General features: G+C 65.6%; 26 protein-coding genes and 1 pseudogene. 14 read left to right on the forward strand and 13 right to left on the reverse strand.

The features are described 5' to 3' along the window. Positions 1-10: 10 nt before the first annotated feature. From ACWMMN_RS13920 to pyk, 5 genes are all read right to left on the reverse strand, one after another. Complete coding sequence (locus ACWMMN_RS13920; RefSeq protein ID WP_059233309.1) at positions 11-1,207, reverse strand: 5-(carboxyamino)imidazole ribonucleotide synthase; 1,197 nt, start codon at positions 1,205-1,207, stop codon at positions 11-13. Positions 1,208-1,287: 80 nt separating this feature from the next. Beyond that, positions 1,288-1,809 (reverse strand): 5-(carboxyamino)imidazole ribonucleotide mutase, encoded by a 522-nt coding sequence (gene purE, locus ACWMMN_RS13925; RefSeq protein WP_486422767.1) that lies wholly within the window; start codon positions 1,807-1,809, stop codon positions 1,288-1,290. A gap of 16 nt (positions 1,810-1,825) precedes the next feature. Then, positions 1,826-2,716 (reverse strand): phosphoribosylaminoimidazolesuccinocarboxamide synthase, encoded by an 891-nt coding sequence (locus ACWMMN_RS13930; RefSeq protein ID WP_039360621.1) that lies wholly within the window; start codon positions 2,714-2,716, stop codon positions 1,826-1,828. Positions 2,717-2,938: 222 nt separating this feature from the next. Then, complete coding sequence (gene fba, locus ACWMMN_RS13935; RefSeq protein ID WP_047898922.1) at positions 2,939-4,003, reverse strand: class II fructose-bisphosphate aldolase; 1,065 nt, start codon at positions 4,001-4,003, stop codon at positions 2,939-2,941. Positions 4,004-4,318: 315 nt separating this feature from the next. Further along, the gene (gene pyk, locus ACWMMN_RS13940; RefSeq protein ID WP_174993146.1) at positions 4,319-5,755 is read right to left on the reverse strand and encodes a pyruvate kinase; all 1,437 of its coding nucleotides are present in this window, start codon (positions 5,753-5,755) and stop codon (positions 4,319-4,321) included. Between pyk and ACWMMN_RS13945 the strand changes: the two genes are divergently transcribed. Next, positions 5,754-5,882, forward strand: coding sequence for a hypothetical protein (locus ACWMMN_RS13945; protein WP_021164118.1), 129 nt, complete (start codon positions 5,754-5,756; stop codon positions 5,880-5,882). The genes pyk and ACWMMN_RS13945 overlap by 2 nt on opposite strands. 157 nt (positions 5,883-6,039) lie before the next feature. Here the strand turns inward: ACWMMN_RS13945 and ACWMMN_RS13950 are convergent, their stop codons facing one another. The 3 genes from ACWMMN_RS13950 to ACWMMN_RS13960 all read right to left on the reverse strand — a co-directional run bounded on the left by ACWMMN_RS13950 (position 6,040) and on the right by ACWMMN_RS13960 (position 8,591). Continuing rightward, on the reverse strand, positions 6,040-7,236 hold the full coding sequence (locus ACWMMN_RS13950; RefSeq protein ID WP_174993147.1) for a phosphoglycerate kinase: 1,197 nt from the start codon (positions 7,234-7,236) through the stop codon (positions 6,040-6,042). Between the two features lie 279 nt (positions 7,237-7,515). Continuing rightward, the gene (locus tag ACWMMN_RS13955) at positions 7,516-7,839 is read right to left on the reverse strand and encodes an AzlD domain-containing protein (RefSeq protein ID WP_059233306.1); all 324 of its coding nucleotides are present in this window, start codon (positions 7,837-7,839) and stop codon (positions 7,516-7,518) included. After that, positions 7,836-8,591, reverse strand: a complete 756-nt coding sequence (locus ACWMMN_RS13960; protein ID WP_059233305.1) for an AzlC family ABC transporter permease — start codon at positions 8,589-8,591, stop codon at positions 7,836-7,838. Before ACWMMN_RS13960 ends, ACWMMN_RS13955 begins: the two co-directional genes overlap by 4 nt. A gap of 194 nt (positions 8,592-8,785) precedes the next feature. Between ACWMMN_RS13960 and ACWMMN_RS13965 the strand changes: the two genes are divergently transcribed. From ACWMMN_RS13965 to ACWMMN_RS13990, 6 genes are all read left to right on the forward strand, one after another. Further along, positions 8,786-9,709 (forward strand): branched-chain amino acid transaminase, encoded by a 924-nt coding sequence (locus tag ACWMMN_RS13965; protein WP_059233304.1) that lies wholly within the window; start codon positions 8,786-8,788, stop codon positions 9,707-9,709. Between the two features lie 49 nt (positions 9,710-9,758). After that, positions 9,759-9,953 (forward strand): zinc-finger domain-containing protein, encoded by a 195-nt coding sequence (locus tag ACWMMN_RS13970; RefSeq protein WP_006749970.1) that lies wholly within the window; start codon positions 9,759-9,761, stop codon positions 9,951-9,953. Between the two features lie 140 nt (positions 9,954-10,093). Next, on the forward strand, positions 10,094-11,131 hold the full coding sequence (waaF, locus tag ACWMMN_RS13975; RefSeq protein WP_059233303.1) for a lipopolysaccharide heptosyltransferase II: 1,038 nt from the start codon (positions 10,094-10,096) through the stop codon (positions 11,129-11,131). Positions 11,132-11,246: 115 nt separating this feature from the next. After that, positions 11,247-11,693, forward strand: a complete 447-nt coding sequence (locus ACWMMN_RS13980) for a nuclear transport factor 2 family protein (RefSeq protein WP_034178922.1) — start codon at positions 11,247-11,249, stop codon at positions 11,691-11,693. A 34-nt stretch (positions 11,694-11,727) separates the two neighbouring features. Then, positions 11,728-12,765 carry a hydrolase gene (locus ACWMMN_RS13985; protein WP_059233302.1) on the forward strand — a complete coding sequence of 346 codons (1,038 nt, stop codon included), beginning with the start codon at positions 11,728-11,730 and terminating at the stop codon, positions 12,763-12,765. Further along, on the forward strand, positions 12,758-13,345 hold the full coding sequence (locus ACWMMN_RS13990) for a DUF2946 family protein (RefSeq protein WP_486422768.1): 588 nt from the start codon (positions 12,758-12,760) through the stop codon (positions 13,343-13,345). The genes ACWMMN_RS13985 and ACWMMN_RS13990 overlap by 8 nt, the downstream gene beginning before the upstream one ends. Before the next feature lie 39 nt (positions 13,346-13,384). Here ACWMMN_RS13990 and ACWMMN_RS13995 read toward each other — a convergent pair whose 3' ends face one another. After that, complete coding sequence (locus ACWMMN_RS13995; RefSeq protein WP_486422769.1) at positions 13,385-15,079, reverse strand: M48 family metalloprotease; 1,695 nt, start codon at positions 15,077-15,079, stop codon at positions 13,385-13,387. A gap of 270 nt (positions 15,080-15,349) precedes the next feature. Between ACWMMN_RS13995 and moaC the strand changes: the two genes are divergently transcribed. The 4 genes from moaC to ACWMMN_RS14015 all read left to right on the forward strand — a co-directional run bounded on the left by moaC (position 15,350) and on the right by ACWMMN_RS14015 (position 18,855). Next, complete coding sequence (gene moaC / locus ACWMMN_RS14000) at positions 15,350-15,826, forward strand: cyclic pyranopterin monophosphate synthase MoaC (protein WP_486422770.1); 477 nt, start codon at positions 15,350-15,352, stop codon at positions 15,824-15,826. 145 nt (positions 15,827-15,971) lie between these two features. Further along, complete coding sequence (locus tag ACWMMN_RS14005) at positions 15,972-16,955, forward strand: tyrosine-type recombinase/integrase (protein WP_486422771.1); 984 nt, start codon at positions 15,972-15,974, stop codon at positions 16,953-16,955. Between the two features lie 138 nt (positions 16,956-17,093). Further along, positions 17,094-17,792 (forward strand): endonuclease NucS domain-containing protein, encoded by a 699-nt coding sequence (locus ACWMMN_RS14010; protein ID WP_486422772.1) that lies wholly within the window; start codon positions 17,094-17,096, stop codon positions 17,790-17,792. Between the two features lie 94 nt (positions 17,793-17,886). Continuing rightward, the gene (locus ACWMMN_RS14015; protein WP_486422773.1) at positions 17,887-18,855 is read left to right on the forward strand and encodes a hypothetical protein; all 969 of its coding nucleotides are present in this window, start codon (positions 17,887-17,889) and stop codon (positions 18,853-18,855) included. 46 nt (positions 18,856-18,901) lie between these two features. Here the strand turns inward: ACWMMN_RS14015 and ACWMMN_RS14020 are convergent, their stop codons facing one another. After that, positions 18,902-19,219, reverse strand: coding sequence for an ADP-ribosylglycohydrolase family protein (locus ACWMMN_RS14020; protein ID WP_486422774.1), 318 nt, complete (start codon positions 19,217-19,219; stop codon positions 18,902-18,904). Between the two features lie 94 nt (positions 19,220-19,313). On the opposite strand from ACWMMN_RS14020, the gene istA reads away from it, so the two are divergent. Next, positions 19,314-20,792: an IS21 family transposase gene (istA, locus tag ACWMMN_RS14025; RefSeq protein WP_233621336.1), complete on the forward strand. Its 1,479-nt coding sequence runs from the start codon at positions 19,314-19,316 to the stop codon at positions 20,790-20,792. After that, positions 20,785-21,582 (forward strand): IS21-like element helper ATPase IstB, encoded by a 798-nt coding sequence (istB, locus tag ACWMMN_RS14030; RefSeq protein ID WP_175223704.1) that lies wholly within the window; start codon positions 20,785-20,787, stop codon positions 21,580-21,582. The genes istA and istB overlap by 8 nt, the downstream gene beginning before the upstream one ends. 66 nt (positions 21,583-21,648) lie before the next feature. Here the strand turns inward: istB and ACWMMN_RS14035 are convergent, their stop codons facing one another. Continuing rightward, entirely contained in the window at positions 21,649-22,641 is a 993-nt protein-coding gene (locus ACWMMN_RS14035) for a restriction endonuclease (protein WP_486422775.1), read from the reverse strand. A 436-nt stretch (positions 22,642-23,077) separates the two neighbouring features. Between ACWMMN_RS14035 and ACWMMN_RS14040 the strand changes: the two are divergent. Next, a pseudogene (locus ACWMMN_RS14040) lies at positions 23,078-23,182 on the forward strand (cyclic pyranopterin monophosphate synthase MoaC); the annotation flags it as partial. A 110-nt stretch (positions 23,183-23,292) separates the two neighbouring features. Here ACWMMN_RS14040 and ACWMMN_RS14045 read toward each other — a convergent pair. Both ACWMMN_RS14045 and ACWMMN_RS14050 read right to left on the reverse strand, forming a co-directional pair. Next, positions 23,293-23,643, reverse strand: a complete 351-nt coding sequence (locus ACWMMN_RS14045; RefSeq protein ID WP_059233298.1) for a TonB family protein — start codon at positions 23,641-23,643, stop codon at positions 23,293-23,295. Between the two features lie 455 nt (positions 23,644-24,098). Next, entirely contained in the window at positions 24,099-25,877 is a 1,779-nt protein-coding gene (locus ACWMMN_RS14050) for a PglL family O-oligosaccharyltransferase (protein WP_059233297.1), read from the reverse strand. Positions 25,878-26,002: the final 125 nt, after the last annotated feature.

The raw sequence follows: 26,002 nt of genomic DNA on the forward strand, positions 1-26,002 counted from the left end.
GGCCGGCGCCTCAGTCGAGCGGCACGCGCAGCAGCTGCGCGCATGCGGTGGCGGCGGCAACGGCTTCGTCGCGCGTCTGCGCAGTGAAGTTCACGTGGCCCATCTTGCGGCCGACGCGCGCGTCCTCCTTGCCGTACAGGTGCAGGTGCGCAGTCGGCATCGCCGCGACCGTGTCCCACGGCGGCGTGACGGCATCGGCCGCCGCACCGTTCGGGAACCACACGTCGCCGAGGATGTTCAGCATCGCGGCCGGCGAATGCTGGCGCGGGTTGCCGAGCGGCATGCGCGTCATCGCGCGCACCTGCTGCTCGAACTGGCTCGTTGCGCACGCATCGACCGTGTAGTGGCCGGAGTTGTGCGGGCGCGGCGCCATTTCGTTCGCGACGAACGAGCCGTCTTCCAGCACGAAGAATTCGACGCACAGCACGCCGACGTAGCCGAGCGTATCGGCAATCCGCACGGCGGCCTGCTGCGCCTCTGCGACACGCGCGGCATCGGCGGCCGGCGCCGGCACGACCGTCAGCGCGAGGATGCCGTTGTGGTGCGCGTTCTGCGCGAGCGGGAAGGCGGCCGAGCGGCCGTCCGCACCGCGCGCGATCAGCGCCGACACTTCGTATTTCAGCGGCAGGCGCTTCTCGAGCACGCACGGCACGCCGCCGAGCGCGGCATGCGCATCGCGCGCTTCCTGCACGGTGCTCACACGCACCTGGCCCTTGCCGTCGTAGCCGAGACGCGCCGTCTTCAGGATGCCCGGCAGCACCGCGTCGAGCGCGGCATCGTCGAGCGCGGCAAGTGCCGCCGACGATTCGATCACGACGTGCGGCGCAACGGGCACGCCCGACGCCTCGATGAAGCGCTTCTCCGCGATCCGGTCCTGCGCGACCGCGACGCAGCGGCCGGCCGGCGCGACGAACGTCGTGCGCGCGAGGAAATCGAGGCTCGCGGCCGGCACGTTCTCGAACTCCGTCGACACGGCGTCGCACAGGTCGGCCAGTTCCGCGAGCGCGGCCTCGTCGTCGTACGCGGCGCGCAGGTGGCGGTCGGCAACCGCGCCGGCGGGGCTCGTCGGATCGGGATCGAGCACGGCGACGCGATAGCCCATCGACTGGGCGGCAAAGCAGAACATGCGGCCGAGCTGGCCACCGCCGACCATGCCCAGCCACGCGCCGGGCAGGATCGGGGAAACGGAATCAGGAGTTGCGGTCATGTCAGTGGTCGGTCGCGGCGGGCGCTGCCCGCCGCAGTGGGGAGGTCAGGCAGCCGCGACGCGCGGCCGCCGGTGCGCCGTCATTCCAGCGGCGGCAGCACCATCGCGTGCGCGGCTTCGTTCTGGCACACGCGGAACGCGGCGAGCCGGTTCGCATAGTCGACCGAGTTGCCGGACAGGATCGACACGGCGAACAGCGCGGCATTGGCCGCGCCGGCCTCACCGATCGCGAACGTCGCGACGGGCACGCCCTTCGGCATCTGCACGATCGAGTGCAGCGAATCGACGCCCTTCAGATACTTGCTCGCGACCGGCACACCGAGCACCGGCACCGTGGTCTTCGCGGCCAGCATGCCGGGCAGGTGCGCGGCGCCGCCGGCGCCCGCGATGATCGCGCGCAGCCCGCGCTCGCGCGCCTTCTCCGCATAGTCGAACATCTCGTCGGGCATCCGGTGTGCGGACACGACTTTCGCTTCGTACGGTACGCCGAATTCCTGCAGGATCGCGACCGCGTGCTTCATCACGTCCCAGTCGGAACTCGAACCCATCAGCACGCCGATGAGCGGCGCGCTGTGCGTGTGGGCAGTCTGGACTTCGCTCATGTCTTCCTTTCCTCGATCAGGCGAGCGACTGGCCCGTGATGCGCTCGAGCGCTTCCTGGTACTTCGCGGCCGTCTTCTCGACGACGTCGGCCGGCAGCGCCGGCGCCGGCGCCGTCTTGCCCCACGGCTGCGCCTCGAGCCAGTCGCGCACGAACTGCTTGTCGAACGACGGCGGGTTCGTGCCGACTTCGTACTGGTCGGCCGGCCAGAAGCGCGACGAATCGGCCGTCAGCACTTCGTCCATCAGGTACAGCTTGCCGTGGTTGTCGAGGCCGAATTCGAACTTCGTGTCGGCGATGATGATGCCGCGCGTCGCCGCATAATCGGCCGCTTCCTTGTACAGCTTGATCGAGATGTCGCGGATCGTCGCGGCCAGCTCGGTGCCGATGCGACGCTCGGTTTCCTCGAACGTGATGTTCTCGTCGTGCTCGCCCATCTCGGCCTTCGCGGCCGGCGTGAAGATCGGCTCGGGCAGCTTCTGCGCGTTCTGCAGGCCTTCCGGCAGCTGCACGCCGCATACGGCGCCCGACGCCTGGTATTCCTTCCAGCCGCTGCCGGCCAGGTAGCCGCGCACGACCGCTTCGATCATGATCGGCTCGAGGCGCTTGACGACCACGCCGCGGCCCTTCACCTGCTCGACCTCGTCGGCCGCGACGACTGCTTCCGGCGCGTCGCCCGTCAGGTGGTTCGGCACGATGTGCGCGAGCTTGTCGAACCAGAAGTTCGCCATCTGGTTCAGCACGCGGCCCTTGTTCGGAATCGGCTCGCCCATCACCACGTCGAATGCCGACAGACGGTCGGTCGTGACGATCAGGAGCTTGTCGTTGCCGACCGCGTAGTTATCGCGGACCTTGCCGCGACCGAGGAGCGGCAGCGAGCGGAGCGTGGATTCGTAAAGGGTAGACATCGTCTTTTCGCAGATAAGGAGCCAAACAAAAAGGGAAACGCCGTTCCCCGCGGCAGGCGGGAACGGCGGTCTTGCAATACGTCGGCGAACCGGCGGGCGACAACGCCCGGCGGTTGCCGGCCGGCCCTCGTTCGGCCGGACGGAACGGCTGCCGGGGCCGGATCAGATCCGGCAACCGGGCGGCCAGCCCCGGCCTTGCGGCGGGGCAATCGTACTACAGTCTCAGCGCACGACCTGCGCAAGCGCGCCCGACTTGTACTGCTCGGCGATCTTGTCGAGCGACACCGGCTTGATCTTGCCGGCCTGGCCTTCGCAGCCGAACGCGAGGTAGCGGTCGACGCAAACCTGCTTCGCCGCTTCGCGCGCGGGCTTCAGGTAGTCGCGCGGATCGAACTTGCCCGGGTTCTCGAACAGGTAGCGGCGGATCGCACCGGTGATCGCGAGACGCAGGTCGGTGTCGATGTTGATCTTGCGCACGCCGTGCTTGATGCCTTCCTGGATTTCCTCGACCGGCACGCCGTAGGTTTCCTTCATGTCGCCGCCGAATTCGCGGATCTCGGCCAGCAGCTCCTGCGGCACCGACGACGAGCCGTGCATCACCAGGTGCGTGTTCGGGATGCGCGCGTGGATTTCCTTGATGCGCTGGATCGACAGGATGTCGCCCGTCGGCTTCTTCGAGAACTTGTACGCGCCGTGCGACGTGCCGATCGCGATCGCGAGCGCGTCGCACTGCGTGAGCTTCACGAAGTCGGCGGCCTGCTCCGGATCGGTCAGCAGCTGCTCGCGGGTCATCGTGCCTTCCGCGCCGTGGCCGTCTTCCTTGTCGCCCTTCATCGTCTCGAGCGAGCCGAGCACGCCGAGTTCGGCTTCGACCGTCACGCCGATCGAGTGCGCCATCTCGACGACCTTGCGCGACACGTCGACGTTGTACTCGTACGACGCGACCGTCTTGCCGTCGGCTTCGAGCGAACCGTCCATCATCACGCTCGTGAAGCCGCTGCGGATCGCGCCCATGCAGACTGCCGGCGACTGGCCGTGATCCTGGTGCATCACGACCGGGATGTGCGGGTACGACTCGACTGCTGCTTCGATCAGGTGGCGCAGGAACGGCTCGCCCGCGTACTTACGCGCGCCGGCCGATGCCTGCATGATCACGGGCGCGCCGACCTGGTCCGCCGCCGCCATGATCGCCTGGACCTGCTCCAGGTTGTTCACGTTGAAGGCCGGCAGGCCATAACCGTGCTCTGCCGCGTGGTCCAGCAATTGACGCATTGATACGAGAGGCATTGTGGAACTCCTTGGAATGAAAACCGGTGCGCCCTGACGCCGGCGCGGCATCCGCCCCCGTTTGGACCGGGGTGGCGCGGCGCGGCTGAGCGTCGAATAGCCGCATTTTATCGCGAAGCGCCTCCGATTCCGACCGCCTGGTGGCGCCGACTCGCAATTTGTTACGTTCGCACGGCACAATGCGGGCAAAAAGAAGAAAAAAAGCCGCGCGGGGCTTCGGACCCCACGCGGCTTTTGCGTGAAAAACGGTGCCGGATCCATTTTCAGCCGATCCGGACGGCCGGCCCGCAGGCCGGCCCGATGCTCAGTCGGCGCTCAATAGTGCTCGCCGACCCGCACGATCTTCAGCGTGTTGGTGCCGCCCGCCTGCCCCATCGGCTCGCCGACCGTCAGCACGACCATGTCGCCGTGCTGCACGTAGCCCTGCTTGACGACGATCTCGAGCGCGGCCTGCAGCGCCGAATCGCGGTCGCTGTTGAAGTCGACGTGCAGCGGCGTCACGTTGCGGTACAGCGCCATCGTACGCTCGCTGCCGACGCGCGGCGTCAGTGCGAAGATCGGCACGTGCGTGTAGTGACGCGACATCCACAGCGCGGTCGCGCCCGATTCGGTCAGCGCGATGATGGCCTTCGCGCCGAGGTGGTACGCGGTGAACAGCGCGCCCATCGCGATCGACTGGTCGATCCGCGTGAACGTGCGGTCGAGGAAATCCTTGTCGAGCTCGACGTGTTCCGACTTTTCCGCTTCGACGCAGACGGCCGCCATCGTCTCGATCGTGACGACCGGGTACTTGCCGGCGGCCGTCTCGGCCGACAGCATCACCGCGTCGGTGCCGTCGAGCACCGCGTTCGCGACGTCCGACACTTCCGCGCGGGTCGGCACGGGAGCATGGATCATCGATTCCATCATCTGCGTCGCGGTGATCACGAGCTTGTTCGACTCGCGCGCCATCCGGATCATCCGCTTCTGCAGCGCCGGCACGGCCGCGTTGCCCACTTCCACCGCGAGGTCGCCGCGCGCGACCATGATGCCGTCGGACGCGTCGAGGATGCTTTGCAGCGCCGGGATCGCTTCCGCGCGCTCGATCTTCGCGATCATCTTCGGCTTGATGCCGTAAGGCGCGCCCGCGATGTTCGCGAGCTGACGCGCCATTTCCATGTCGGTCGCGTTCTTCGGGAACGACACCGCGACGAGGTCCGCGCCGAGCGACATCGCGGTGCGGATGTCTTCCATGTCCTTCGCGGTCAGCGCCGGCGCCGACAGGCCGCCGCCCTGGCGGTTGATCCCCTTGTTGTTCGACAGCTCGCCGCCCACCTTGACGGTCGTGTGGATCTCGTCGCCGAGCACGCGCTCGACGGTCAGCACGATCAGGCCGTCGTTCAGCAACAGCAGGTCGCCCGGGCGCAGGTCGCGCGGCAGTTCCTTGTAGTCGAGGCCGACACGCTCGTCGTTGCCGAGTTCGCAGGCGGCGTCGAGGATGAACGGCTGCCCCGGCACGAGCGTGGTCTTGCCGTTCTCGAACTTGCCGACGCGGATCTTCGGGCCCTGGAGGTCGGCCATGATCGCGATCTCGCGGCCAACCTTGCGGGCGGCCTCGCGCACCATCTCGGCGCGCTGGCGGTGATCGTCGGCCGTGCCGTGCGAAAAATTGAGCCGCACGACGTCGAGGCCCGCCTGCATCATCTGCAGCAGAATCTCCGGCGAACTGGAAGCCGGGCCGATCGTGGCGACTATCTTGGTGGCGCGCTGCATGAAACTCCTCATCTGGATCAAGGTGGATGCGCTGGGTGAAACGCTGCGAGAGCCGGAAGCGGCAGGCCCAGCGGCGGCCGTTCCGGGGGGCGTGCCGGTGCTTGCGCCCGGCATCGCTTTGTTCTGAATCTCGTGGTGCTGTGCGGCCGCGTCGCCGGCAGCCGCCGGTGCGCGCGGGGCGGTGTTCGCCCGCGCGGGCGCGCGTTTGCGCTTGCCCGCGCCGGCCGGCTGCTCCGCTTTCGCGGAGCGCACGGCCTTCGTCACCCCTGCGCGCGCCGCCACGCTCAGGCCGCCCGCGTTTCGAGCACTTCCACCGCCGGCAGCTTCTTCCCCTCGAGGAACTCGAGGAAGGCGCCGCCGCCCGTCGAGATGTAGCTGACCTGATCGTGGATGCCGTACTTCGCGATGGCCGCGAGCGTGTCGCCGCCGCCTGCGATCGAGAACGCGGACGATTTGGCGATCGCTTCGGCGAGCGTCTTGGTGCCGTTGCCGAACTGGTCGAACTCGAACACGCCGACCGGGCCGTTCCACACGATCGTGCCGGCCTTCTCGAGCTGGCTCGCGAGCGCCTTGGCGGTATCCGGGCCGATGTCGAGGATCATGTCGTCCGCTTCGATGTCGGCGACCTGCTTCACCGTGGCCACGGCCGTCGGCGAGAATTCCTTCGCGGTGACGACGTCGGTCGGGATCGGCACCGACGCGCCGCGCTCGCGCGCTTCGTCGATGATCGCCTTCGCCTCGTTGACGAGGTCGGCTTCCGCGAGCGACTTGCCGATCCGCAGGCCGGCCGCGAGCATGAACGTGTTGGCGATGCCGCCGCCGACGATCAGCTGGTCGACCTTGCCGGCCAGCGACTTCAGGATGGTCAGCTTGGTCGACACCTTCGAACCGGCGACGATCGCCACCAGCGGGCGCGCCGGGTTGCCGAGCGCCTTGCCGAGCGCATCGAGTTCGGCGGCCAGCAGCGGGCCCGCGCACGCGACCGGCGCGTACTTCGCGATCCCGTGGGTGGTCGCTTCCGCGCGGTGTGCGGTGCCGAATGCGTCGTTCACGTACACGTCGCAGAGCTTCGCCATCTTCTGGGCGAGCTCGTCCGAATTCTTCTTCTCGCCCTTGTTGACGCGGCAGTTCTCGAGCAGCACGACCTGGCCCGGCGCGACGTTCACGCCGTTCTCGACCCAGTTCGACACCAGCGGCACGTCACGGCCGAGCAGCTCGGCGAGGCGCTTCGCGACCGGCGCGAGCGAGTCTTCCGGCTTGAATTCGCCTTCGGTCGGACGGCCGAGGTGCGACGTGACCATCACGGCCGCGCCGGCGTCGAGCGCGGCCTGGATGGCCGGCACGGACGCGCGCACGCGCGTGTCTTCGGTGATGTTGCCCTGGTCGTCCTGCGGGACGTTCAGGTCGGCGCGGATGAACACCCGCTTGCCGGCGAGCTGGCCGGCGGCGATCAGGTCGGTAAGACGCTTGACTTGGCTCATGTTGGACAAATTGAAGTAGTGGATGGGGAAAGGGGATTCACGCTGGATGTGCGCGGGCTGCCGCGAAAGGGCGCCGGATGCGGCCGTGGCTGGCGGTTCGCATGACGCGCACGGGTAAAAAATCTCGAACGGGCATTCTAGCCGATCCACCCGGCAGACTGACCCGCGGGCGGCGAATTCCGCCTATTTGGGATCGCGCGCGGCAACGGACACATTGCCGCAACGCAGCAATGCAGGTGCGCGGACGGCCGGCGCCCGGCGGGCCGGAGCGGCAGCCCATCAGAAGACCAGGCGCAGCGCGGTGAACACGAGCATCCCGACGACGATCGTGCCGAGCATGCTGCGCCGCCACAGGAACCAGCCGAGGCCGGCGAGCGCCGCGTAGAACGGATGGTTGGTCAGCGCGAACGACAGCCCGGCCGGCGTTTCGAGCACGTCGGGCAGCACGACGGCGACCAGCGCGGCGGCCGGCGCGTAGCGCAGCGCGCGCTGCGCACGTTCGGGCAGCACGGTGCGCTCGCCGCCGATCAGGAACAGCGCGCGCGTGACGGCCGTGACGACCGTCATCCCGATGATGACGATCCAGATCTCCGTCGCGCTCATTCGATTTCCTTTTCGTGCACGGTTTCGGTACGGATGCGCCGCCAGTCGGCCCGTTCGACGAAGAAGTCGGCCGTGCAGCCGGCCGCGAGCGCGGCGAGCACCGCGAGCGGCAGCGCGAGCCGGTACGGCAGGTCGAAAGCAACGAGCGACACGATGCCCGCGACCGCGACGGCCGCGAGCGTCGAGCGGTTCGCGACCGCCGACACCATGATCGGGATCAGCGCGAGCGTGCCGGCCAGTTCCAGCCCCCAGCTTGCCGGGAAGAAGCTCGCGAGCAGGATGCCGGCGAGCGACGACACCTGCCACGACACCCAGCTCGCGAGCGCCATCCCCCAGAAATACGCTTCCTTGCCCGGCACGTGGCCGTAGGCGAAGCCCTGTTTCTGAAACAGCAGGTAGATCACGTCGCCGTTGAAATAGCCGATCGCGAGGCGCCGCCACAGCGGCAGGTAGGAAAAATGGGGGGCAAGCCCGGCGCTGAAGATCACGAAGCGCATGTTGACCATCGCGGCCGTGAGCAGCACGGTCCAGATCGGCAGCTTCGCCGCGAGGAGCGGCAGCACCGCGAGCTGCGACGAGCCCGCGTAGACGAAGATCGACATCGCGCTCGCCTGCCCGAGCGTCATGACCGACTTGCTCATCGCGATGCCGGTGACGAGGCCCCAGGACAGGATCGCCATCAATGTCGGGGAATAGTCGCGCGCGCCCTGGATCAGCGCAAAGCGGTCGGTGGCGGACAATCGAGCGAGCATGGGAGAGCGGGCCGCAGCGGGCGGTTCGTCGGGGCGCCGGCGCCTCCTGCCGGTACGTCCCATCGTTATTGGAATCGGTACCGGACGATTATAGCGCCGGCCCCGCGCCGACCGACCGGATCGCCGCCAAATGACGCTAAAATAAGCGTCTTTCCGGCTCAACGCTGCATACAACCGCATCCCAGGAGAAATCTATGTCAATGGCCGACCGCGACGGCAAGATCTGGATGGACGGCAAGCTGATCGACTGGCGCGACGCCAAGATCCACGTCCTGACCCATACGCTGCACTACGGCATGGGCGTCTTCGAGGGCGTGCGCGCGTACAAGGCGGCCGACGGCAGCACCTCGATCTTCCGCCTGCCCGAGCACACCAAACGTCTGCTGAATTCGGCGAAGATCTTCCAGATGGACGTGCCGTTCGACCGCGAGACGCTCGAAGCCGCGCAACTCGAAGTCGTGCGCGAGAACAAGCTCGAGTCGGGCTACCTGCGCCCGATCATCTGGGTCGGCTCGGAAAAGCTCGGCGTGGCCGCGAAGGGCAACACGATCCACGTCGCGATCGCCGCATGGCCGTGGGGCGCGTACCTCGGCGAAGACGGCCTCGCGAAGGGCATCCGCGTGAAGACGTCGTCGTTCACGCGCCACCACGTGAACGTGTCGATGGTGCGCGCGAAGGCGTCGGGCTGGTACGTGAACTCGATCCTGGCGAACCAGGAAGCGACCGCCGACGGCTACGACGAAGCGCTGCTGCTCGACGTCGACGGCTACGTGTCGGAAGGCTCGGGCGAGAACTTCTTCCTCGTGAACAACGGCAAGCTGTACACGCCCGACCTGTCGTCGTGCCTCGACGGCATCACGCGCGACACGATCATCACGCTCGCGAAGGACGCCGGCATCGAAGTGATCGAGAAGCGCATCACGCGCGACGAGGTCTACACGGCCGACGAGGCGTTCTTCACCGGCACCGCCGCCGAAGTCACGCCGATCCGCGAACTCGACAACCGCACGATCGGCAGCGGTGCGCGCGGCCCCGTCACGGAAAAGCTCCAGTCGGCGTTTTTCGATATCGTGTCGGGCAAGAACGCGAAGTACGCGCACTGGCTGACGAAGGTCTGAGCGCGCCGCGCCCCGACCGCCCCACAAAAGAGTGATAAGAGAAAGTCTCATGAGTGAAATCAAGGAAATGCCGCTGGTCGAGCTGACGGCCAAGGATCTTCCCGCCTACTGCCCGAACCCGGCCATGGCACGCTGGAGCGCGCACCCGCGCGTCTTCATCGACGTGTCGCACGGCGAAGCGCGCTGCCCGTACTGCGGCACGCGCTACAAGCTGCGCGACGGCGAGGTCGTCAAGGGCCACTGAGCCCGGGCGGCCGGGCCCGCGGGCCCGCCGACTCGCAAGGCGGCGCAGCCGGAAATCCGGCGCGCCGCCCTTCCCCATTCTGGCAACCCGAACGCGGCGCCCATGCGCCGCGCTTCATTACGACATCGGAAGTCGACCTGATGCGTCGAGCGCTGGTTATCGCACCGAATTGGATCGGTGACGCATTGATGGCGCAGCCGCTTTTTGCGCTGCTGAAAAAGCTCCATCCCCGCATCGCAATCGATGCCGTCGCGCCCTCGTGGGTCGCGCCCGTGCTCGAGCGGATGCCTGAGATCCACGATGTCTACGCGACCGATCTCGCGCATGGCAAGCTGCAGCTGCTGCGCCGCTGGCAGCTCGCGAGCGACCTGCGCGACGTCGGCTACGACGCGGCGTACGTGCTGCCGAATTCGCTGAAGTCCGCGGTGATCCCGTGGCTCGCGAACATCCCGCTGAGGATCGGCTACACGGGCGAGCACCGCTACGGGCTGCTGAACGTGCGGCACGCGAATCCGACCAAGTCGGGCGAGCGGCCGCCGATGACGACCCACTACGCGGCACTTGCCTACGCGCCGGGCGCGAAGCTGCCCGAGTCGATGAAGACGCTGCCCGCGCCGCGCCTCGACGCCGACCTGAACGAGACGGCGCGCGTGTCCGCACGTTTCAATCTCGATACGCGCAAGCCGCTCGTCGTGTTCTGCCCGGGCGCCGAATACGGCCCGGCCAAGCGCTGGCCGCCCGAGCACTTTGCGGCGCTCGCGACGATCGTTCATCAGTCGTTCCCGTATACGCAGATCGTCGCGCTCGGCTCGCAGAAGGACGCGGCAGCCGCGCAGGCGATCGCCGACCACGCGCCGAACGTGCGCAACCTGTGCGGACAGACGTCGCTGTCCGAGGCGTGTGCGCTGATCGCGCGCGCGAACGCGGTCGTCACCAACGATTCGGGGCTGATGCACGTCGCCGCCGCGCTGCGCCGGCCGCTCGTCGCGCTGTACGGATCGACCGATCCGCGCCACACCCCTCCGCTGTCGGACCTGGCGAAGGTACAATGGCTGCATCTCGAATGCAGTCCCTGCTTCGAACGCGAGTGCCCGCTCGGCCACCTGAAGTGCCTGCGCGAACTCGGTCCCGAGCAGGTATTCGGCGATTTGCGCGGCATGCTCGTCGGGCAGCGCTGACCCTGACCGGCAGCGTCGCACGGCGCGCCGGGCAATCCGATTCACCGGTGTGCGGCGGCTCCTTGCGGGCCGCCGTGCTGAATACGGCGCGCGACGCGCGCGAGAGACAACCCCGATGCCACGTTTTGCCCGCCTTTTCGAAGCCGCTGCCGATACGCTGAACGCCTACTACCAGGCCGTCGCGGATGCCAATCTCGACGCGCTGCTGGCGTTGTGGATCGACGAGGATTTCGCCAGCTGCGTATGGGCGGACGGCGAGCATCTGCACGGCCTCGACCAGATTCGCAGCGGGCTCGCGAACCGGCTCGCCACGCGCCCCGTGACGATCGAGCCGCTCGACATCCGCGTGTACGACAGCCTCGGCACGGTCGTCTATACGATCGCCGAAGCGCATCAGCAGGCCGACCTGACGGCCGAACCCGACATGGTTTTCGCGACGTACGTGATGATTCACGAACGCGGCGAATGGCGCATCGCGCACATCCACGCGAGCCCGATTCCCGAACAGGCGGCCGGGCAGTTCGCCGCCAAAATCCGTCATGGTCAGGGCCCGCTGCACTGACGAAAAGACGAAGCAACGCATACGCGGGGCGATCATGAGTACGGCTTCTCCGCCCACCTCGCCGCTGACCGGGGCCCCGGCCCCAGACGACGACACACTGCGCTATCGCGCACCGCGCTGGCTACCGAACAGCCATGCGCAAACCATCGTGCCCGCGCTGTTCGCGCGGCGTCCGGTAGTCGCCTACCGGCGAGAGCGATGGGAAACCCCCGACCACGACTTCATCGATCTCGACTGGGTCGCGCATCTCGACAGCGCGGCGCCGGCGCCCGATGCGCCGCTGTTCGTGCTATTCCACGGCCTCGAAGGCAGTTCCGGCTCGCACTACGCGCTCGAGATGATGGCCGCCGCGCGCGCGAAGGGCTGGCACGCCGTCGTACCGCACTTTCGCAGTTGCAGCGGCGAAATCAACCGCCAGCCGCGCTTCTACCATCTCGCCGACAGCGCCGAAGTCGACTGGATCCTGCGCCGGCTCGCCGCGCAGCATCGCGGGCCGCTCGTCGCGGCCGGCGTGTCGCTTGGCGGCAACGTGCTGCTGCGCTGGCTCGGCGAGCATCGCAGCGACACGTCGATCGTGCACGCCGCCGCCGCGATCTCGACGCCGATCGACGTCCATGCGGGCGGCCGCGCGCTGTCGCAGGGGTTCGCGATGGTCTACACGCGCAGCTTCCTGAAGACGCTCAAGCGCAAGGCGCTCGCGAAGCTCGACCAGTACCCGGGGCTGTTCGACCGCGAAGCGATGCTGCAGGCCGTGACGATGCGCGACTTCGACGAAGTCGTGACCGCGCCGCTGCATGGCTTCGCGGACGCCGACGACTACTGGACGAAGGCGACGACACGGCCGCTGCTGCCCGCAATCGACGTGCCGACGCTGATCCTCAACGCCCGCAACGACCCGTTCCTGCCCGAATCGGCGCTGCCCGGCCCGGCCGACGTGTCGCCGGCCGTCGAGCTTGACCAGCCGGCAGCCGGCGGGCACGCGGGATTCATGACCGGGCCGTTCCCCGGCCGCCTCGACTGGTTGTCGGCGCGGGTGTTCGGCTATTGCTCGAAATTCGTCGACCATGGATGACATCGTCAGGCAGGCGCTCGCCAAATGGCCGAACGTGCCGCATTGCACCGGCTGGCTGCTGCTCGACCGGCGCGGCGAATGGCGGCTGCGCGACGACGCGGCGCAGGCGGCCGGCGAACTCGGCTCGCCGATCCGGCATGCGGCGCTGAACGCGTTCATCGGCCGCAACTACGAATGCGACGCGCAAGGCCAGTGGTTCTTCCAGAACGGGCCGCAGCGCGTGTACGTCGAGCTCGCGTATACGCCGTGGGTCGTGCGGCTCGCCGAACGCGACGGACTGCTCACGCTCACCGACCAGACGGGCGCGTCGTTCGAACCGGACGAAGCCTGGCTCGACGATGGGGGTGGCGTGCTGTTTCGTGCGGCCGGCACGCCGCCGCGCGTCGCGGCGCTGCACGATCACGATCTCGGGTTGTTCGCCGATCACGCGGATTTCGAGGCCGAGCCGCCCGTGCTGCGCTGGCGCGACGGCCACGTGTTGCCGCTCGGCCATATCGCGTGCGCCGACGTGCCCGCACGGTTCGGCTACATCGCCAGCCCGGCGCGCCACGCACGCGACGCGGCAGACAGCGGCAACTGACCCGCCGCGGCACCGTCCGCGTGCGCCGCGCGACGGCCGCTACCCGCGGTCGTTCTTCTCGTCGTCGCGCTCTTCCTTGTAGCGCGCCTCGAATTCCAGCAGCCGTGCGCCGATGATCGACTGGTCGTAGAACGACACGTCCTTCGCGTCGCGCGCTTCCTTCAGTTGCCGGATCGCCGACGGCCACGCGCCGTCAAGCGCGAGTTTCTCCGCGAGCGCACGGCGCCGTGCAAGCACGTCGCCCTTGCCGTCGCTCGACTTCGCGAGGTAATCCCACCAGTCCGGCTGCTCGGGATCGGCCTTCGCCTGCGCGCGGGCAAGCGTCTGCGCTTCGGCGAAGCGGCGCGCGGCAATCAGTGCCTGCAGATGCGCGACGATCGCCGCGTGCGACGCCGGCCAGCGCCGCTGCGCGAGCGCCGAGAGCCTGACTGCGTCGTCGGTCCGGCCCGCGCGGCGCGCCATGTCGGCGGCCAGCACGTCGAGGCTCGGCGAACTCGTTTCCGGATCGTCCTCGCGCCGCTCACGCGCATCGAACGCGGCGCGGGCCGACGTGAGCGCCTTGCCGGCCGCGTCGTATTCGGCGAGCAGCACGTTCGCGAGCGCGATGCCGTACCAGTTCGCCGCGACGTTCGGCGCCGTGCGATCGTCGATCTCGAGCTGCATCCGGCGCGCCTCGGCCGAGATGTCGGTCGGCGCCCGGTTCTGCAGGATGCGCAGCCGTGCCCGCACGAACCCGTATTCGGCCGACTGGCGCGGCTGCCGGTACGGCGCGCGGCGCGCGCGATCCTCCATGTCGGCGATCCGCTCGCCGGTCAGCGGATGCGTGCGCGCATAGGCCGGGACGCCCGCATCGCCCATCGACGCGCGGTCGAGCCGCTCGAAGAAGCCCGGCATCCCGTACGGATCGTAGCCCGCCCCCGCGAGCAGCTGGAAGCCGACGCGATCGGCTTCGCGCTCGGCCGAACGCGAGAAGCGCAGCTGGTTGTCGACCGCGTATGCCTGTCCGCCCACCGCAATGGCACTGCCGAGATCGCCGCTGCGCGCGAGCACACCGGCCAGCACGCCGAGCAGCATCGTCGCGAGCGCCGTGTAGCCGGTCTTCTCGCTCGCGCCGATCATCCGCGCGATATGCCGCTGCAGCACGTGGCCCATCTCGTGGCCGACCACCGACGCAAGCTCCGACTCCGTCTGCGTCGTGACGACGAGCCCGCTGTTGATCCCGATGAAGCCGCCCGGCATCGAGAACGCGTTGATCTGCGGATCGCGCACCGGAAACAGGTCGAAATCCGGCGCGTAGCCGCCGATGAAGCGCGCCGCCGCCGCGGCCGCGAGCCGCGCCGCCATCGCGTTCAGGTAGTCGCGCACGAGCCAGTCGTCGAGATAATCGGGATCGCGCCGCACTTCGCGCATCACGCGCTCGCCGAGCCGGCGCTCGGCCCGCGGCGTCAGCGAACCACCGGAGCCGTCGCCGAGGTCGGGCAGTTCCAGCGCACGCAGCGGCGCGCGCAGGCTCGCGACCGGCGCCGATGCGCCAACGGCGCCCGAGAACCGGCTCTCCGCGCCGCCGTACGTACCGAACACGCCAGTCGCGATGCCGGACGGCACGGTGGAAATCGACGTCGAGCCGCCGGCCGCCGGCTCGAGCGGTGGCGCGGACGCGCTCTGCGCATGGCCGCCCGGCGGCAGCGCGAGCGCCGCCGACAGCGACACGGCAAGCAACTGTTTCACACGCATGGCAGGATGAAAACGACGCCGTCCCGCGCGAGCGGCGCGCATCGCGGCGTTTGGTCTGAATATTCGGGCCATTGTACCGGCGCCGCGGCGTCTGTCCCGTGCCGCGCGCGCGTCATCTGCGCCCCCGGGGACGCGAATGCCGCTGCTATGATAGGCGCCCGTTGAGACGCTGGATCGGTTCGTGGCGCCGGTATGGGACTCCGCACCCCGGCCGATCGCGACGCAGGATCGAGGGACGTGCGCGCGCACTCCGCTCCACTAGAGGAAGACATGTCAGGACTTACCCATTTCGATGCCGCCGGCCATGCGCACATGGTCGACGTCGGCGACAAGCAGGAAACCCGTCGCATCGCGATCGCGCGCGGCACGATCCGGATGCTGCCGGCCACGTTCGCATTGATCCGCGACGGCAAGGCCAAGAAAGGCGACGTGCTCGGCGTCGCGCGCATCGCGGCGATCCAGGGCGCCAAGCGCACGGCCGATCTCATTCCGCTGTGCCACCCGCTCGCGCTGACGCGCGTGGCCGTCGAGTTCGAACTCGACGACGCGTTGCCGGGCGTCCACTGCGTCGTGCAGGTCGAGACGTTCGGCCGGACCGGTGTCGAGATGGAAGCGCTGACGGCCGTGCAGGTCGGGTTGCTGACCGTCTACGACATGTGCAAGGCCGTCGATCGCGGGATGGTGATCACCGACGTGAGCGTGCGGGAAAAGCGCGGCGGGAAGTCGGGAGACTGGAAGGCGGAGTGAGTTAAGAGTTTGATTTAATGTAGATTTCCAAATCAAACTAACGCCTCTCCTGCATTGACGGCTGGCCGGTGCCCCATCGCCCCGGTCACCGCGACAAGGTGAAAAATTCGATCTTGCTCCAATCCTGCTCCACTTAGAGACAGGAATGGCAGCGATACAGCGTAGAAACGACAAATGGCAGGCACGGGTTCGCCGTAAGGGGTTCCCGGTCGAAGTTAAGACCTTCAACACCCGCGCCGATGCCGAACAGTGGGCGCGATCCATCGAAACGGAGATGGATCGCGGAAGCTTCGTCAGTCGCAGCGAGGCCGAAGCGAATACGCTCGAAGACATCATCAACCGCTACATCGACGATGTGTGTCCGACGCAACGGAGCGGCGCTGACGCAGTCATCCGGCTTCGCGCCACCTGTCGCACGACACTGGCAAAACTCAGCATGGCAGTGTTGACGCCGAAGACTGTCGCAGCTTACCGGGATGAACGACTGAAACAGGTGAAACCGGCGACCGTGATTCGTGAACTGGCGTTCCTGTCGGCCATCATCAACCACGCTCGTCGCGAATGGGACATCAACATCACGAATCCGGTTGCGTTGATCCGCAAGCCAACCACCCCGCAAGGCAGAGACCGGGTACTGTCCCCAGAAGAAGAAACACGGCTTCTTGCCGAACTGGTTCCGGTCGGTCGCATTAACGTTTGGCTGCTTCCGGCAACGATCCTGAGCTTAGAAACCGGCATGCGACGCGGCGAACTGGTCGAACTTCGGTGGTCGAACGTCAATCTCGAAGCCCAGACCGCGCATTTGCCGATGACCAAGAACGGGACAGCACGAACCGTCCCACTGTCTAAGAAGGCTATCGCCACGTTGACGGCGCTGCCACGATCCATCGATGGCCGGGTCATTCCGGTCAAGGGACTCACATTGCATGCAGCGTTACGGAAAGCTTGCATACGAGCAAGGATCACCGACTTTCACTGGCACGACCTAAGGCATACGGCCATCACGCGAATGGCCCAGAAACTGCCGAATGTCATCGAGCTGGCGGCAGTCTCCGGACATCGCAGCTTGACCATGTTGAAGCGGTATTACCACCCATCAGCGACCGAATTGGCCCGAAAACTAGGGTGAAGAACAAGGCACCGCCCGATAGCCACTTTCTCGTCCGGAACAAGGTACGATCAACGCTCTGGCACGGCTGACAACGACATGCCGCACCGTCGGTCGCTTACTCTTGGGAAACCCACATCACAAGAACAACGCACAAACATGTCACGACAATTCCTTGTAGTCCAAGCCAAACCGGGTGGCGGTGTCGAACTGTTTCCCATGAGAGAGTGGTGTCTCAATCACCCAGACGAGATGCCGGCCGGTTTAAACATCAAGCAGGTCAATTCGCATCGAGTCAGGGACGAACTTCGACGCATTGGCTGGAAGGTAGAGGAAAGTGACACCCAAGTCCTCATGTTCCCACCGGGTTTCGTCGATGATGGACGTGTTCAAGAGATGCTTGGTACCGGTGATACCCTCGACAACGACGAAGACATCCGAGAAACAGCGTTCGAATTGGAAGCTCAACTACAGGACTTCATCGCGTATAACATCCAATCTGTACCAATCAACGGCAAACGTCTGACGCTCTACGTCGATCCGACCAGCGGTTCCAAAGGCATTGAATTCCAGACGCCCGTCGGACGCATCGACGTGCTTGCAACTGACGCTGACGGTGGATTTGTCGTCTTCGAATTGAAACGGGGACGAGCGCCAGATCAAGCAATCGGGCAGCTTGCGCGATACATGGGCTGGCTGAAGAAAACCATCGCGCGGGACCGCGAAGTGCATGGAGTGATCGTCGCGCGGGGAATCAACGAAACGCTGCGGTACTCAGTAGCAGCGGTCCCGAATGTGTCCTTGTACGAGTATAAAGTGCGGTTCGACCTGTTCAAGATACCTGAAGCGACTGAATGACTGGCGGATCGGCGGGATGCTGCGAGATGAATGTTTATCGCCAGCCCCCCCTTGCGCCACAATAAGCCGAACGACGCGAAGTCCAGACATATCAATGACAACCATTCCCTGCAAGCGATCTGCCTTCGGCCCGGCTTGGGGTAGAAGTTTCAATGGTAGCCACCCACTTTCGGCACCATGGCCCACCTTGGTTTGGGCCGCGATAACAGTGGGCAAACCGGGCTTTCCATTCCTCACCAATCACGGTTGGCACTCCGTCAGCGACATTATCGTGCGGAGCCACATGGTGTACGCGAACCTTCGTGAAGGCACTGGCCGCTACTACAAATCCAGCTATTACGAATCGTTAGACCCTACCGAGAAGGGGTTTGTCTCTTACTTTCTCGGGATGATGGCGGCAAAAATTGTCGCCGCTGATGTGCTGGATGTACCGTGGCTCTTTCACTTGTCGATGTTGCAGTCTTTAGGCGGCACGGCAACGCTCATTGGCCGGTCGGCACCGGACTTGATCGGTCTCAATCGAAGAATGGAGTGGGCCGTAGTGGAAGCAAAAGGCCGGACAAATCGCCATAGCCCTGATGCAGCCACCGCCGCAAAATTACAAACCAGACAGCTTCGGAAGATCAATGGTCACTTCCCGTTTGTTCGCGTTGCGGTTCAAGCGTTCTTCTCACCTGAGCTTGAATTTTCGGTAGACGATCCCGATGACTACGACGACGACGCGCCCGATTTTCAGGGCAATATCGATCTCGCCTTCGAGCGGTACTACGCGTACACAGTACGCGCGATCCACTCCAACCCAAAGCAGATGTCAATAGCTGGCGATGAGTTCCGATTTGGCGTGATTGAGGAACTCGGGATATCGGTTGGCCTGCCAACTAAGGTATTGACGATGCTCGAAAATCGTCAGTTCACCTCTGTCGCGAGATATTTGTCGGAACGCCGATTTGCTGAAGGGTCCGGTGTTTTGCCCGATGGAATCGCGATTTTGCTGGACAATCGATGGGCCACCGAGCAAATGCGGCTCGATCTACCGAGCAGAGACCGGTCGGGCACAACCTGACTCTACGATCCAATATCGTGCGAGTCCCACTCTCGAACCGCGTTCGTTACCTGTGCGCGAGACAGTCTCGAAGCAGCGGTTCGACGAGATCAAAGCCCCGAAGCAGTCTTAGCCATCGATTCGGGATTCCATCAACGCCGAAGCGGATTCCTGCCAGTCCGCACGCGACCGCCGCCGTCGTATCGGTGTCGTGCCCGAACAGGATCGCGGTTCGGGCAACGTCTTCGAACGATTCCTCTTCGAGCGCCTTCCTGACTGACCAGATCGTGTCCAGCACGTAGCCGGTGCCACGGGGCAGATCAGTTTTCGGGAAACGCTGTTGATGTCCACGCAGAACTGACCCACCTGAGGCAGTAATTTTCATCGAATTTTGACCCACGTGATTGAATGCCCTGCTCAATCTTTGAGCAGGGGATACAGAGGTGATCACGGTGGGCATATTGGCCAAGATCAGGCGGATGTATTTCCGCGAGAAGGTCCCGCTGCGCGAGATTGCTAGGCGCACGGGCCTGTCCCGGAACACGGTGCGCAGCTGGCTTCGGCAAACGGATGCCGTTGAGCCGAAGTACCCGAAGCGCGTCAGCCCGAGCGTCGTCGACGAGTGGGCCGCGCAGCTGACGGGCTGGCTGCGGGCGGACAGCCATCGCCCGAAGCGTGACCGGCGCACGGCGCGGTTCATGTTCGAGGCCATCCGCGGCGAGGGCTACGCCGGCAGCTACGGCCGCGTCAGCGCCTTCGTGAGACGCTGGCACGAGGAGCAGGCTGAAGCCCCGCGCAGGAAGGCCTATGTACCGTTGGCCTTCGAACCCGGCGAAGCATTCCAGTTTGACTGGAGCTGCGAATACGCCTTCATCGGCGGGTTGCGGCGACGCCTGGAGGTCGCCCACGTCAAGCTCAATGCCAGCCGGGCGTTCTGGCTGGTCGCCTATCCGACCCAGAGTCACGAGATGCTGTTCGATGCGCACGCCCGCGCATTCGCCGCGTTTGGCGGCGTTCCGCGCCGCGGCATCTACGACAACATGAAGACCGCCGTGGACAAGGTCGGCCGCGGCAAGGAGCGCGCGGTCAACGCCCGCTTCGAGGCAATGTGCGGCCATTACCTGTTCGAGCCGGAATTCTGCAACCGTGCCGCCGGCTGGGAGAAGGGCATCGTTGAGAAGAACGTGCAGGACCGGCGCCGCCAGATCTGGCACGAGGCCGCGCTACGACGCTGGGAAACGCTGGAGCTTCTGAACGAATGGGTCGCGGGCCAGTGTCGTCAGGCCTGGCAGATGCGGCACCCGCAGTGGCCCGAGCTGACGGTCGAGGACGTGCTGCAGGACGAGCGCACCAGGCTGATGCCCAATCCACGCCCGTTCGACGGCTATGTCGAGCAGACGCTGCGGGTGTCGTCGACCAGCCTCATCCACTTCCAGCGCAACCGCTACAGCGTGCCCACCGAGTACACGAACCAGCTGGTGAGCGTGCGCTGCTATCCGGCATATCTCAGCGTCGTCGCCGACGCCCAGGAGATCGCACGCCACGAACGCAGCTTCGAGCGGCACATGACCTTCTACGACTGGCGCCATTACATCACGCTGGTCGAACGCAAACCCGGCGCGTTGCGCAACGGTGCTCCGTTCGTCACGATGCCACAGCCGCTGCAGCAGTTGCAGCGGCACCTACTGAAGCACCCGGGAGGTGATCGCATCATGACGCAGGTGCTCGCCGCGGTGCGCGAACACGGACTCGATGCCGTGCTGCTTGCTGTGCAGGCAGCGCTGGACTCGGGACGCCCTAGTGGGGAGCACGTTCTGAACGTGCTGAGCCGGTTGAAGGCACCCACCACGAGCACCAACCTCGCGACGACGAAACTCCAGCTTACCGAAGAGCCGGCCGCCGACGTGAGCCGCTACGAAACCCTGCGTGCCAACCCACCGGAGGACCGTCATGTCTAACGACATCGCCGCCCAGCTCAAGGGGCTCAAACTGCATGGCATGGCGAGCACCTGGCCAGAGTTGCTGGCGCAGTCGCGTCACACGGAGTTCGACCCGGAGCGCTTCATGAAGCAGTTGCTGATGGCTGAGACGGCGGAGCGACAGGTGCGCTCGATCGCCTATCAGATGACCGCCGCTCGCTTCCCAGCTCACCGCGACCTGAAGGGCTTCGACTTCGCGCAGGCGCACGTCGACGAAGCGCTGGTTCGAGAACTCAGTGACCTGTCGTTCCTCGCAAGCGCACACAACGTCGTGTTCATCGGTGGCCCCGGCACTGGCAAAACGCACCTCGCCTCAGCGATCGGAATTGAGGCCGTGCAGCGCCATGGCAAGCGCGTGCGCTACTTCTCGACCGTCGAGCTGACCAACGCACTGGAGCAGGAGAAGTCCATCGGCAAACAAGGCCAGATCGCCCATAAGCTAATGTACGTCGACCTGGTGATCCTCGACGAACTGGGCTACCTGCCGTTCAGCCAGACCGGTGGCGCATTGCTGTTCCACTTGCTCTCGAAGCTGTATGAACACACGAGTGTCGCGATCACCACCAACCTCAGCTTCGGTGAGTGGGCGACCGTGTTCGGGGACGCAAAGATGACGACGGCGCTGCTGGACCGCGTCACCCATCACTGCCACATCGTCGAAACGGGCAATGAATCCTGGCGCTTCAAGTCCAGTTCTGCCAAGGCGAAGGCAACCAGAAAAAGAGCAGCAAAAGCAGCAGGCAGTGAGGAGTTATCCACACCGGAATAGATGTACTACGCTGTCTCGGGGTGGGTCAGATTTAGATGAAAACGGTGGGTCAAGATTCGGTGGAAATCAACAGCGGTGTGCTTCATCGCAGACGATCAGGTCGAAATCGGCCAACCCGAACTGCTTCTGCGCACGGCTGATGACATCTATCGAGTGGTAGGTCGAGAAAACAACGCTCATGTGCGATGCGTCGTGCCTCTTCGCCATCTCTTCCGCCAATCTGACCGAATTGGTGGTGGCCGGATAGCGCAGTTCATGGACGAAGGTTTGCACCATGTCATCTTCTTTCTTGCGCTTCTTGCCAACATCGCTGTCGGAACACACGGCGAAGCTATGCAGCGGCGTCTCGCTTTCCTGCGTCCATTCCGTCAGGGTCTGAGACAACAGCGATAGGCTCGGAACAAGGAACAGCACCCGCTTGCCCGCACCGGCCAGCGTCTCGGCAGTCTTCAGGCTGGTAAACGTCTTCCCGGTACCGCAGGCCATGATCAGCTTTCCCCGGTCGGCATCTGCCAGACCGTGAACAACAGCGTTCAATGCGCTCTTCTGGTGATCCCGTAGTTGCTTCTTGGCCTTGATGACCGGTGCCGCCTTCGGCTGGTACTTCGACCAATCGATCTGGCTTTCTTCGAGGGCGGTCAGGTCGATCTTGCTGACTGGCGGCTGCTGGTCCAGCAAGGCGTCTTCGGCGTGTTCACTCCAATGGTTCGTCGTGGCAACGATGATCCGGCGTGTAAATGGCTTCTTGCCGGATGCGGTGAAGAAGCTGTCGATGTCGCTCTTCTGCACCTTGTAATCCGGCGCATACAGCTTGCACTGGATCGCATGAATTTCATCTGTGCCGCGCGTCTTCGCCACAAGGTCGATACCGGCGTCCCGCTTGTCCAGCCCTTGCAAGTGCGCCCATTCCGCGTAGGTCCACACATCACTGTACAGGTCGCGGTACGTGGCTTCGTTCCGCAAATAGGTGACGATCAACTCTTCGAAGTAGGTTCCCTTCTCCCGTTCAGTAACGGAGGTTTGGCGGAAGGTGTCGAGAAGCATTTCGAGTGCGGTCATAGTGCTGAGTTGCTTGTTATTGTGACGATTAAGCCACGAAGCCGACATTATGCCTTTCAGCCAATCCACCGACACCTGACGAAATCACGAAGCACGTGCCAGCACCACCGCCTGAAACTCTTCCAGCGGACCGGCGACATCGCGGGCATCGAGACTGACGTAATGCCGGTGCAGCACGTCGCCGCGCTTCGGCGCATGTTCGAGGATGCTGCGCCGGATCGCATCAGAGATGCCCTGTCGTGCCGCGACACTGGCGTGTCACGTAACCCATCGAGTAAACTCGGGAGCGGCGTTCGAACAGGGGGATTTTCTTGTTCCAAATCTGCTCCAACGCCGCTCCACCCAACCAACTGGATTGGTCGAGATCGAATGGATCGAACGCAGTAAGTCATTGATTTAAAAGACTACCACCCAAGGCCGCGAGCCGTATCCACACATGTGCAAGGCCGTCGATCGCGGGATGGTGATCACCGACGTGAGCGTGCGGGAAAAGCGCGGCGGGAAGTCGGGAGACTGGAAGGCGGAAGACGTCGCAGGATGATCGCGCGCTTCACCGGGAATCATCGGACGTAACGACGCCGCGTTCGAACGACGGACGCCCCGAAAAGCCCATCCATACAACGAATGAATCGCTGACCTGCGCCGCGCGCGTCACTGGCTGCGTTGCGGTTCGAATACGAACGGCTGGGTCAGCAGGAACGGATTCGCGGTCGCGCCCGTCTGCACGCAGCTTGCGTGCGTCATCGCTTCGACGGCCGCACGGTCGGCTGCCGCATTGCGGCTGCTGGTCGTCACGGTGACGTTCTGCGCTTCGCCGGAGGTCGTCATCAGCGCGCGCACAAGCACGGTCGCCGGCCGCGTGAGCGGCTTCGCGGTGTCCGGATAGACGGCGCGCGGAATGTGGCAGGTGAGCTTGCTTTCCTGCGACGACGACAGCATCGCGCAGCCGGAAAACAGCATCGCGACGGCGGGCAGGATCAGGTAGGTCGAGCGAATGGCCATGGTCGAATATCGTTCTTCAGCACTGTTCTGGACGCACGCGCCACGCACCGGAAGCCCTCCCCCGGCCGCATGGCATGTGTCGCACTGCGCCGCGGCCATCGGACCGGCGCCCCGTTACGGCCGCACGGCCGATCAATGTTCGGCCGCGATCCTGCCCGGTGGACTTCCCGGATAGCCAGGAAGCCTTCCCTGTTCGCGCCGGCTACGCCCCCGCGCAGTCTGGCACGCGAGCGCTTTCGCGCATTGTGCACGCGCCGCCCGGTCAGCGGCGGCGATTTGACAATGATTGACGCGAATCACCGCCCATTCGGCCGGAATCCTTCAATCCGCGAGGTAATCGATACCCGACCGGATTCGCACGGTGCGCGCCGGGCCGCCCTGCCCGGCGTCGGCTTCCCGTTCACCGCGGCGCGACGACCGCCGGCATTCCCCGTTCCGGCGAGCGCCATCGCACATCAATCCGAATCGTCGTCGTCAGAGTCGTCGGCGGCCTCGGCCGGCACTTCCCCGTACTTCGCGACGACGGCCGCCCTGAACGTCTTCAGCGCCGGTTGCTGGTCGCACAGCTTGTACAGCAGCGCCAGTTGTTGCGGCCAGTCCTTCAATTCCTTCGCAAACACATGCAGGCGCGCGACGGTATCGAGCGCATCGGCTTCGCGTCCGGCCAGCGCCTGCAGCACCGCATAGCGGCGCAGCACCGTCTCGCCGGGCAGCAGCGCAATCGCGCGCTCATGCGCGGCGAGCTTGGCCGGCAAATCGTCCGGCGAAATCGTGAGCAGCGTCGCCGCACCGTACTCGCCCCACGCGCCGAACAGCAGCGACGGCGCATCGCGGTACTGCGCGGCCGGATCGCTGCCGTAATAGAGCACTTCCGCGCGCTGGTAGTCGCGCAGCACGGGCACGGCCGCCAGCACGCCGCCGAACGACAGCACCGCGAACAGCCCGAATGCCGCGCGGCCCGGCAGGATGCGCAGCGGCTTCACGTCGAGCAGCCCGATCACGAACATCGCGGGCAGCAGGAAGAACATGTACTGCTGCGGATACTCGACCAGCGCATGCATCAGCAGGATGCCGATCAGCGCGAAGCCGAACACGCGCATGCTCGACTGCGGCGCGCGCACCGCGCGCACGAACCACGTCACGAGCGTGACGACGAGCACACCAAGACCGACGAGACCGGATTTCGCGAGCAGGTCGATGAAGATGTCGTGCGAGTTGTTCGCGATCTCGACGCCGCCGAGCGCGCGCACGAGCGCAAACTGGTGCGACGGGAATTCACCCCAGCCGACCCCGAGCAGCGGATGCTCGCGGAACATCGCGAGCCCGTACTTCCACAGCGCGAGGCGCGGCGCGATCTGCCCCGCGTCGCGCATCCGGTCGGCCGCCGACTCGGCGAGATTCAGGTGATAGTGCACGTTGGCCCAGCGCACCGCGACGTTCACCGCGATGAATGCGACCGCGAGCACGACCGGTATCAGCCATGCACGTGCATTGCCCTGCGCGCGACGCGATTCGACCCACGCCATCCAGAAGCCCGCGACGACCATCACCGCAACTTGCAGCCACGGCCCGCGCGACACCGTCAGCGCGAGACCGACCGACAGCACGAGCGACAGCACGAACCACGCCCATACCGCGAGCCGGCGCGTCTGCACCAGGTACAGCGCGCCCGCGAGCGCGAACGCGATATAGCTGGCCAGATGGTTCGCCTGCGCCATGTTGCCGTATGGACGGCGGTCGACCGCGACGTTGTACACCACGACGAACGGCGAGACGGCCGACTCGAGGTGGAACAGCTGCACGAACTGGGTGCCGACTGCGAACACGCCGCCGACGAGCAGCGCACCGGCCATCATCCGCGACACGGCTTCCGCCATCCCGTCGCGCGCGAGCGCATAGCCGGCCTGCATCGCGACCAGCGCGGCCGCGAGGTAGCCGACCGCCAGCCAGTTCATCGACGGCACCTTGAGCGGGATCAGCACGGTCTGCGCGATCAGCACCGCGGCAAACCCGAGCGGCACGACGAACGCGGCCGGCGCAGCGAACGGCTGGGCCTGGCGGTTGCTGCGGGTAAGCAGCACAACCGACAACCCCACCAGCAAATACAGCACCAGCGCGGAAAACTCGGAATAGAAGGTCGGGATCGGATACGTGTGATTCGTGATCGCGTACGGCACGATCAGGGCGACAGCCAGCGCAACGAGCGACAACGAACGGGAAAAAGTAGAAGGCATGAGCGAACCGGATGTCAGCAACCGGCGCACTATACAAAACTTTCCCCCTCTGTGCGGGGCCATCGCGCCACGACCCGGCGCGGGGTGGCGCCCCCCGTCGGCCGAAGCGGCGGCCGGCACGTCGC

The sequence above is a fragment of the Burkholderia cepacia complex sp. TUM26381 genome (genome assembly GCF_057439935.1).

What these genes read in the sequence shown, in the direction of transcription:
- ACWMMN_RS13945 (WP_021164118.1), top strand. Translation starts at nt 5,754, where the DNA reads ATGAAACTCCTCATCTGGATCAAGGTGGATGCGCTGGGTGAAACGCTG.
- ACWMMN_RS13950 (WP_174993147.1), bottom strand. Translation starts at nt 7,236, where the DNA reads ATGAGCCAAGTCAAGCGTCTTACCGACCTGATCGCCGCCGGCCAGCTC.
- ACWMMN_RS14015 (WP_486422773.1), top strand. Translation starts at nt 17,887, where the DNA reads ATGACAACCATTCCCTGCAAGCGATCTGCCTTCGGCCCGGCTTGGGGT.
- pyk (WP_174993146.1), bottom strand. Translation starts at nt 5,755, where the DNA reads ATGCAGCGCGCCACCAAGATAGTCGCCACGATCGGCCCGGCTTCCAGT.
- ACWMMN_RS13920 (WP_059233309.1), bottom strand. Translation starts at nt 1,207, where the DNA reads ATGACCGCAACTCCTGATTCCGTTTCCCCGATCCTGCCCGGCGCGTGG.
- istB (WP_175223704.1), top strand. Translation starts at nt 20,785, where the DNA reads ATGTCTAACGACATCGCCGCCCAGCTCAAGGGGCTCAAACTGCATGGC.
- waaF (WP_059233303.1), top strand. Translation starts at nt 10,094, where the DNA reads ATGCGTCGAGCGCTGGTTATCGCACCGAATTGGATCGGTGACGCATTG.
- istA (WP_233621336.1), top strand. Translation starts at nt 19,314, where the DNA reads ATGTATTTCCGCGAGAAGGTCCCGCTGCGCGAGATTGCTAGGCGCACG.
- ACWMMN_RS13960 (WP_059233305.1), bottom strand. Translation starts at nt 8,591, where the DNA reads ATGCTCGCTCGATTGTCCGCCACCGACCGCTTTGCGCTGATCCAGGGC.
- ACWMMN_RS14020 (WP_486422774.1), bottom strand. Translation starts at nt 19,219, where the DNA reads ATGAAAATTACTGCCTCAGGTGGGTCAGTTCTGCGTGGACATCAACAG.
- ACWMMN_RS13930 (WP_039360621.1), bottom strand. Translation starts at nt 2,716, where the DNA reads ATGTCTACCCTTTACGAATCCACGCTCCGCTCGCTGCCGCTCCTCGGT.
- purE (WP_486422767.1), bottom strand. Translation starts at nt 1,809, where the DNA reads ATGAGCGAAGTCCAGACTGCCCACACGCACAGCGCGCCGCTCATCGGC.
- fba (WP_047898922.1), bottom strand. Translation starts at nt 4,003, where the DNA reads ATGCCTCTCGTATCAATGCGTCAATTGCTGGACCACGCGGCAGAGCAC.
- ACWMMN_RS14010 (WP_486422772.1), top strand. Translation starts at nt 17,094, where the DNA reads ATGTCACGACAATTCCTTGTAGTCCAAGCCAAACCGGGTGGCGGTGTC.
- moaC (WP_486422770.1), top strand. Translation starts at nt 15,350, where the DNA reads ATGTCAGGACTTACCCATTTCGATGCCGCCGGCCATGCGCACATGGTC.
- ACWMMN_RS13955 (WP_059233306.1), bottom strand. Translation starts at nt 7,839, where the DNA reads ATGAGCGCGACGGAGATCTGGATCGTCATCATCGGGATGACGGTCGTC.
- ACWMMN_RS13995 (WP_486422769.1), bottom strand. Translation starts at nt 15,079, where the DNA reads ATGCGTGTGAAACAGTTGCTTGCCGTGTCGCTGTCGGCGGCGCTCGCG.
- ACWMMN_RS14035 (WP_486422775.1), bottom strand. Translation starts at nt 22,641, where the DNA reads ATGACCGCACTCGAAATGCTTCTCGACACCTTCCGCCAAACCTCCGTT.
- ACWMMN_RS13970 (WP_006749970.1), top strand. Translation starts at nt 9,759, where the DNA reads ATGAGTGAAATCAAGGAAATGCCGCTGGTCGAGCTGACGGCCAAGGAT.
- ACWMMN_RS14050 (WP_059233297.1), bottom strand. Translation starts at nt 25,877, where the DNA reads ATGCCTTCTACTTTTTCCCGTTCGTTGTCGCTCGTTGCGCTGGCTGTC.
- ACWMMN_RS13990 (WP_486422768.1), top strand. Translation starts at nt 12,758, where the DNA reads ATGGATGACATCGTCAGGCAGGCGCTCGCCAAATGGCCGAACGTGCCG.
- ACWMMN_RS14045 (WP_059233298.1), bottom strand. Translation starts at nt 23,643, where the DNA reads ATGGCCATTCGCTCGACCTACCTGATCCTGCCCGCCGTCGCGATGCTG.
- ACWMMN_RS13985 (WP_059233302.1), top strand. Translation starts at nt 11,728, where the DNA reads ATGAGTACGGCTTCTCCGCCCACCTCGCCGCTGACCGGGGCCCCGGCC.
- ACWMMN_RS13965 (WP_059233304.1), top strand. Translation starts at nt 8,786, where the DNA reads ATGTCAATGGCCGACCGCGACGGCAAGATCTGGATGGACGGCAAGCTG.
- ACWMMN_RS13980 (WP_034178922.1), top strand. Translation starts at nt 11,247, where the DNA reads ATGCCACGTTTTGCCCGCCTTTTCGAAGCCGCTGCCGATACGCTGAAC.
- ACWMMN_RS14005 (WP_486422771.1), top strand. Translation starts at nt 15,972, where the DNA reads ATGGCAGCGATACAGCGTAGAAACGACAAATGGCAGGCACGGGTTCGC.